Origin of the sequence: Streptomyces antimicrobicus (genome assembly GCF_020532625.1) — a bacterium.
GTDB classification, from domain to species: domain Bacteria; phylum Actinomycetota; class Actinomycetes; order Streptomycetales; family Streptomycetaceae; genus Streptomyces; species Streptomyces antimicrobicus.
This window is the reverse complement of record NZ_JAJAUY010000068.1, coordinates 25,838-32,487: the sequence shown is the minus strand read 5'-3', so window position 1 is coordinate 32,487 and position 6,650 is coordinate 25,838. Positions and strand designations below refer to the sequence as shown.

Below are 6,650 nucleotides of genomic sequence, written 5' to 3'. Positions count from 1 at the left end.
GCTGCCGGGCCGGGCCGCTCGCGGCCTGCCCGACGACGAGGACCTCGCCCGGCTGCTGGCCCGGGCGCTGGTCGCGGCCGCGCTGGCCGCCGTACTCGACGGGGACGTGCCCGTGGTGCCCGAGGGCGCGGCCCGCGACGCGGCCGTGGCGTCCCTGGCCGCCCTCATGGGGGCCCGGCCCGACGGCTCGGAGCGGGGGCTCGGGGCGCTGCTCGCCCGCCCGGCGTTACGGCTGGCCACCGGGGCCGCGGTCCGGCGCCGGCGGGCGCTGACGGAAGCCGCGCACCCGGCCGCCGCCGACATCATGCGGTACCTGGCCCGGGGCGAGGCGGTGCGGCGCGCGCTGCGCGAGCTGATCGAGGGGCTGCCGGGGCCGGTGGTCGTGGTGGGGCACAGCCTCGGCGGGATCATCGCCCTGGACACCCTCCTCGCCACCGCCCTCCCGCGGGTGGAACTCCTGGTCACGGTGGGCTCCCAGGGGCCGTTCCTCTACGAGAGCGGGGCCCTGCCCGCGCTGGCCCACCCGGAGCCGCTGCCGGCCCACCTGCCCGACTGGCTGAACCTGTACGACCGGCGGGACCTGCTCGGCTACCGCGGGGCGGGGCTGTTCCCCGACCGGGTCACCGACGTCGAGGTCGACAACCGGCAGCCGTTCCCCGCCGCGCACAGCGCCTACTGGACCAACCCGGCCGTCTACCGGGCGATCGCGGCGCGGCTGCCGTGAGCGGGGCCGGGGCTCCCGCGCCGGAGCGTACGTTCGCCCTGGTCGTGGGCATCGAGCGGTACGCGGCCGGGTCCGGCTGGGACCTGCCCGGCCCGGCCGGTGACGCCCTGCGCTTCCGGTCCTGGCTGCTGCGGGCCGGCGTACCGGAGCGGAACGTCCTGCTCCATCTCGATCCGCTGGCCGACCCGGGAGTGCCGTACCGGCCCGCCGACCACGCCACCTTGCGGCAACTGGTGGTGTCGGGGCTGCAGGGGCTGCGCGGCGAGGCGCTGTGGGTGTGGTGGGGCGGGCACGGGGTGCTGGACCGGGCCGAGCGGATGCGGCTGTTCTGCGCGGACGCCACCACCGCCGACAAGCGCAACCTCGACCTGGAGTCGGTGCGCCGGACGCTGGCCGGCGACGCGCTGCCCGGCTTCGGCCGGCAGATCTGGATCGTGGACGCCTGCCAGACGTTCGAGGAGGAGTACGGCTTCGAGCACACGCTGCCCTCCGAGACCCTGCCCGAGGGGCGGCGGGTGCAGGCCCGCCGGCAGACGCTGCTGCTGGCCGCGACCCGCGGCCAGCGGGCCGCGAACGATCCGGGGCGCGGCACGGGTCTGTTCTCGGACAGTGTGCTGGCGGCCCTTGACACCCCGGGCGGGGTGGACGGCGCGGGGCCGTCGCCGTGGCCGGACCCGGAGGCGCTCTTCCGCGACGTGCGCGAGCGGGTGGACCGGCTGCGCACGCAGCGGCGCACCGACCAGCTCCCGGCGCTCTGGCTGCACGGCCCCCAGCGGTCCGAGCACCCGGCACCCCCGGCTGCCGCGGCCCAGGCGCCACCGGGTGCCGCCGGGGCCGGGAACGCCGCCGGGCCGCCGGTGGAACGCCTGCTCGGCGCCCTGCTCGCCTACCCGATGATGACCGACCCCGACGAGCGGCAGACGATCGTCGCGGAGCTGGGGGCCGCCACCCGGAGCGTGGAGCGGATGCGGCGGCACGCCAAGCCGCGCGTCGACCTCATCGGCATCGTCCGGGCGCTGAGCGAGGTGCCCGGGGAGCTGTGGCTGCTCTACGACGCGGTCACGCTGCTGGACGACGACGGACAGCGGGCGGGGGCGCTGGAGGCGGCCGTACACGCGTGTGCCGGACCGCGACCCGCCGGGTGAGCTGCCGACGCCCGCTCAGATGGCTTGATCACACGGGCTTTTCGAGTCAGCCGTCGTTCGTCATGATGGAGGGGACTCCGGCAGCGCCGGCGGCATGTCCCGCCCGTGCGGTGGGAACGGGGTACATGAAGGGGGAAAGCACGGTGCATGAGCCGGCCATCGCGGACCGTTCCGCCTGCGCGGACGGCGCGGAGCACGTCGAATCCGATCTGGCGGATCTGACCGGGGTCAGCCTGGCCGCGATGCGCGGCGTCCCCGCACCGCTGCGCAGCCGGCGGCTGCTGGCCCAGGCCTGCCGCCCCCGGAGCAACGCCATGGGGCAGGGCAATCCCCCCGGCGGGGCCAGGGCCGAGTAGATGGGCTCCCAGGAGTACGGCGCCGACGACGGAACCCGGTCGGACGGCCCCGCGACGCGGTTACGCATGCCCGGCACCTGGTTCGACGAACTCGCCTCGGGCGGCGGCTCCGCCGAGGCGGTCGCGTTCCTGGTCCGGGCCGAACGCACCCGGCGCCTGATGCTGCTCGGCGAGCTGCTCGACCGGCTGGACGAACTCCCGGACGCCTTGGGGGAGCTCGGTACGGCCGCGGCGGCGTGGGAGCTGTTCGCCGAGGCGGCCGAGGCCGCACCGCAGGCGTGCGAGGACCTGCTGATGAGCCCTCAGGTGGGCTGCTGGACCGCGCACCTGGTGCGCCGGCTGTACGGCACGGCGGCCGGGCCGCCCCTGTGGGCGGACGCCGGACACCTCTTCGCGGTGTGCCTGACCGCCCGGATCCGCGCCGGGCTGGACACCGACCTTCAGGTGCCGCTCCGCGACGGCGGCCTGTCCCTGCCCACGCTGGGCCTGGCCCGGATCGGCGGCCTGAAGGGCTTCGGCACGGCCCGGGCCCGGCTGCGCGGCCGCGACCTGCGGCTGACGTCGGGCGGCCGGACGGTCGTGGTCCGCCCGCTGGACGGGGCCTGGCGCAGCCACTGGACCCCGGCGCGCACCTTCGCCGGTACCCGGATCTGGCTCGACGACCTGGATCCGTACCGCGACCTGGACGAGCCGGTGGCCCCCCAGCCGCTGGCCGGGGCGGAGGCCGAGCGCTGGCAGCGGCTGTTCGCCGAGGCCACGGCGATCCTGGCGCGTCCGGCGGCGGGGGGACCGGGGCGGCTGCGGGTGGCGGAACTCCGGCGCGTCGTACCGGCGGACCTGGCGGAGCCGGGTGGGGGCAGGGGACGCGGACCGACCCGGGGCCCGGCCGGGGCCCTGACCTCGTCCTCGTCCTCGTACGGGACCCCGGCCCGGACCTCGGCCTCGTCCCCGGCTGCGGCGGTGGCTCCGGCTGCGGCTCCGGCGGCTCCCTCCGCCGACGTCCTGGTCAGCGCGACCACCTCGGACGCCTTCGGCTCCATGGTGGTCTCCCGTCCTCCGGACGCGCTGGCGCTCGCCGAGGCGATGGTCCACGAGTTCCAGCACAGCAAGCTCGGCGCCCTGCTGCACCTCTTCCCGCTGCTCCACGACGACGGGGCCGAGGTCCACTACGCGCCCTGGCGGCCGGACCCCCGCCACACCACGGGGCTGCTGCACGGCGCGTACGCCTTCACCGGGGTCACCGGTTTCTGGCGCGACCGGATGGCGGACCCCTCGGTCGACACCGAGGCCGCGGCGTTCCACTTCGCGCTGCGCCGGCTCCAGACCCGGCTGGTCGTCCGTACGCTGCTGACCCGGGCCGAGCTCACCGCGGCCGGCACCCGGCTGCTGCGCGGACTGGCGGCCACCCTCGACGCGTGGCTGCGCGAACCGGTGCCCCCGCGGACGGCGGCGCGGGCACGCGCCGCCGCGCTGAGCCACCAGGTCGAGTGGCGGCTGCGCAACGTGCGCTGCGACGACCGCGAACGCACCGCGCTGGCCTCGGCCTTCCGGGCGGGCGGGGCTCCGCCGCCGCCCGGGGCGCACCGGCCGGTCCTGGCCGGCGATCCCGGTCCGTGGAGCGATCCGCGCGCCACCCTCTACCTGGTCCCGCCGCGCACGGCGGCCGGTGCGGACGCCCGCCTCGCCGCGGGGGACCCGGCGACGGCCCGCGCCCTGTACGCCGAGACCCTGCGCCGGTCGCCCGCCGACCCGCACGCCCTGAGCGGCTGGTTGCTGGCCGAGGCCGACCTCGCCCCGCCCCACCGCCACCTCCTGCGCCGCCCCGAACGCCTCCTGGCTCTGGCGCCGGCCACGCCGGAGGAACTGCGCGAGGCCGCTGCCTGGTTGGCCGGGACGTAGCTCCTGGCCGTCGCGGGCAGACCGCGGCGAAGCCCGGGACCGATCCACCGGAGGGCCGGTGGCCACCGAGCTGAGGCATGCCCTCTAGGCATGACCTGTGACATGTGAAATATTACCTGCGCTTCGGCCGGACTCCCAGAAAGGTCAGCCACGTTGCGCAGTCTCGTCGCGGCAGCGGCGGCGATATCCCTCGCCCTGCTCTCCGCCACCCCCGCGCTCGCCGCCGCACCACCCGCACCACCCGCCCCTCGACAGCAACCGCACCAGGGCGGGCAGCCGTTCGAGCAGCCCTCGGCCGCCCCGCCGCCCGCGCCCCTGGAGCTCCAGCGCCAGGCCCTGCGCCGGCAGGCCCTCGAAGGGGTCGCCGCCGGCGGCACCGGCGGAGTGGCCGGGCTGCGCGCCGAGGCCGACCGGACGCTGCCGCGGACCGCGCAGGTCGGCAAGCGGTACGTCGAACTCGCCCAGGAGCGCAAGGACAAGGTCTTCGTGATCCTCGCCGAGTTCGGCGACCAGGTCGACACCACCACCGAGTTCGAGGGCAAGCCCCGCTTCGGCGGCACCCCCGGACCCCGCCACAACACCATCACCAGGCCCGCGCCCACCGACAACCACACACTGTGGCGCAAGGACTTCGACCAGGCCTACTACCAGAAGCAGTTCTTCTCCGCCGACCCCGGCGCGGTCAGCCTGCGCACCTACTACCGCCTGCAGTCCTCCGGCCGCTACGACATGGACGGCCAGGTCAGCGACTGGGTGCGACTGCCGTGGAACGAGGCCCGCTACGGCACCGACAACTGCTCCGAGTCCGGTCAGTGCCGCACCAACTGGGACCTGGTCCGCGACGCCACCAACGCCTGGTACCACACCGAGCGGGCCAAGGGGCGCACCCCGGAGCAGATCAAGGCCCAGCTCGCCGAGTACGACGTGTGGGACCGCTACGACGCCGACCACGACGGCAACTTCGACGAGCCGGACGGCTACCTCGACCACCTCGTCATCGTGCACGCGGGCAAGGACCAGACCTGGGGCGGCGGTGACCAGGGCAAGGACGCCGTGTGGGCGCACCGCTGGTTCGCGTACTGGGACCAGGCCGGCAGCGCGGGCCCGGAAGGCAACAAGGCGGGCGGCACGCCCGTCGGCGACTCCGGGATCTGGGCCGGCGACTATCTGACGGGCGGCGAGAACAGCGGCGTCGGCCTGTTCGCCCACGAGTTCGGCCACGACCTCGGCCTGCCGGACCTGTACAGCTCGGACGGGGACAACAGCGTCAACTTCTGGTCGCTGATGTCCTCCGGCTCCTACCTGGCCAAGGGCCGCAACACCACCGGGGACTACCCGGGCGACCTGGACCCGTGGAGCAAGCTGCAGCTGGGCTGGCTGGAGTACACCGAGGCCGACGCGGGCCGCCGGACGCGGGCCGTGCTCGGGGTCTCGGGCTACAACACCGAGGATCCGCAAGCCCTGTTGGTGCACCTGCCGCCGTCGGTCACCCGCACCCAGCTGGTCGACCCGTACGAGGGCGGCAGCCAGTGGTGGAGCGGCACGGGTGACTTCATGGACAACACCCTGAGCCGGAGCGTCGACCTCACCGCCGTCCCGGCCGGCACGCCCACGCGGCTCGACGCGCGCGTCTGGTACGACATCGAGCAGGACTTCGACTACCTGACCGTGGAGGCGTCCACCGACGGCGGTACGACGTGGAAGGCGCTGCCGGGCACCGCGAACGGAGCTCCGGTGCCCGCCAAGGGCATCTCGGGCAGCTCGGGCGGCTGGGCGCAACTGGCGGTGCCGCTGGAGGCGTTCGCCGGGCGGAGCGTGCAGGTGCGGCTGCGGGTGACCTCGGACAGCAACACCCACGGCAAGGGCGTCACCTTCGACGACGTCCGGATCAGCGCCGGGGACCGCGAGCTGCTGCGCGACGGGGCCGAGCAGGGCGCGAACGGCTGGACGGCCGTGAAGTGGTCGCGCACGCAGGGCGCCACGGGCACCGCCGAGCACCCGCGCGCCTACCTGGTGGAGAACCGCCGGTACACCGGCTTCGGCAGCTACCTGAGGACCGGGCCGTACAACTTCGGCTTCGGCAACGACACGGTGGAGTTCTTCCCGTACCAGCAGGGCGTGCTCATCTGGCTGTGGGACACCGCCTACAGCGACAACACCACCAAGGCGCACCCGGGCGGCGGCCTGCTGCTGCCGGTGGACGCCCGCCCGGAGCCGCTGCGGTACACCGACGGCAGCCTGGTGGGGGCGCGGGCGCAGACCTTCGACGCGCCGTTCGGCCTGCGGGCCACCGACGACCTCGTGCTGCACAAGGCGGGGGTCCCGGTGCTGCTCCCGTCGCGCCCCGGCGTGCCGGTCTTCGACGACCACCGCGGCTCCTACTGGAACGCGGACCTGCCCCAGCTCGGGGTGAAGGTGCCCGACACCGGTACCCGGATCGCGGTGGTGAAGGAGGCCTCGGGCGGCGCCGTCACGACCGTCCAGGTCAGCCCGTCCTCCTGACGGGCGCGGACGCAGCGGCCCGGT

General features: G+C 75.4%; 5 protein-coding genes. All 5 read left to right on the top strand.

Annotated features, from left to right (window positions below; translation table 11 throughout):
• Nucleotides 1–724, top strand: a 724-nt coding sequence (locus LG632_RS17985; protein WP_226728350.1) for an alpha/beta fold hydrolase, incomplete at its 5' end; no start/stop codon positions are given.
• Nucleotides 721–1,869: an effector-associated domain 2-containing protein gene (locus LG632_RS17980; RefSeq protein ID WP_226728349.1), complete on the top strand. Its 1,149-nt coding sequence runs from the start codon at nt 721–723 to the stop codon at nt 1,867–1,869. The genes LG632_RS17985 and LG632_RS17980, both read left to right, overlap by 4 nt.
• Before the next feature lie 143 nt (nt 1,870–2,012).
• Nucleotides 2,013–2,225, top strand: coding sequence for an aldo/keto reductase (locus LG632_RS17975; RefSeq protein WP_226728348.1), 213 nt, complete (start codon nt 2,013–2,015; stop codon nt 2,223–2,225).
• A complete protein-coding gene (locus LG632_RS17970) occupies nt 2,226–4,124 on the top strand; it encodes an aKG-HExxH-type peptide beta-hydroxylase (RefSeq protein WP_226728347.1) in 1,899 nt (632 codons plus the stop codon).
• A gap of 153 nt (nt 4,125–4,277) precedes the next feature.
• Nucleotides 4,278–6,626, top strand: coding sequence for an immune inhibitor A domain-containing protein (locus LG632_RS17965; protein ID WP_226728346.1), 2,349 nt, complete (start codon nt 4,278–4,280; stop codon nt 6,624–6,626).
• The last annotated feature ends 24 nt before the right edge of the window (nt 6,627–6,650 follow it).

What these genes read in the sequence shown, in the direction of transcription:
- LG632_RS17970 (WP_226728347.1), top strand. Translation starts at nt 2,226, where the DNA reads ATGGGCTCCCAGGAGTACGGCGCCGACGACGGAACCCGGTCGGACGGC.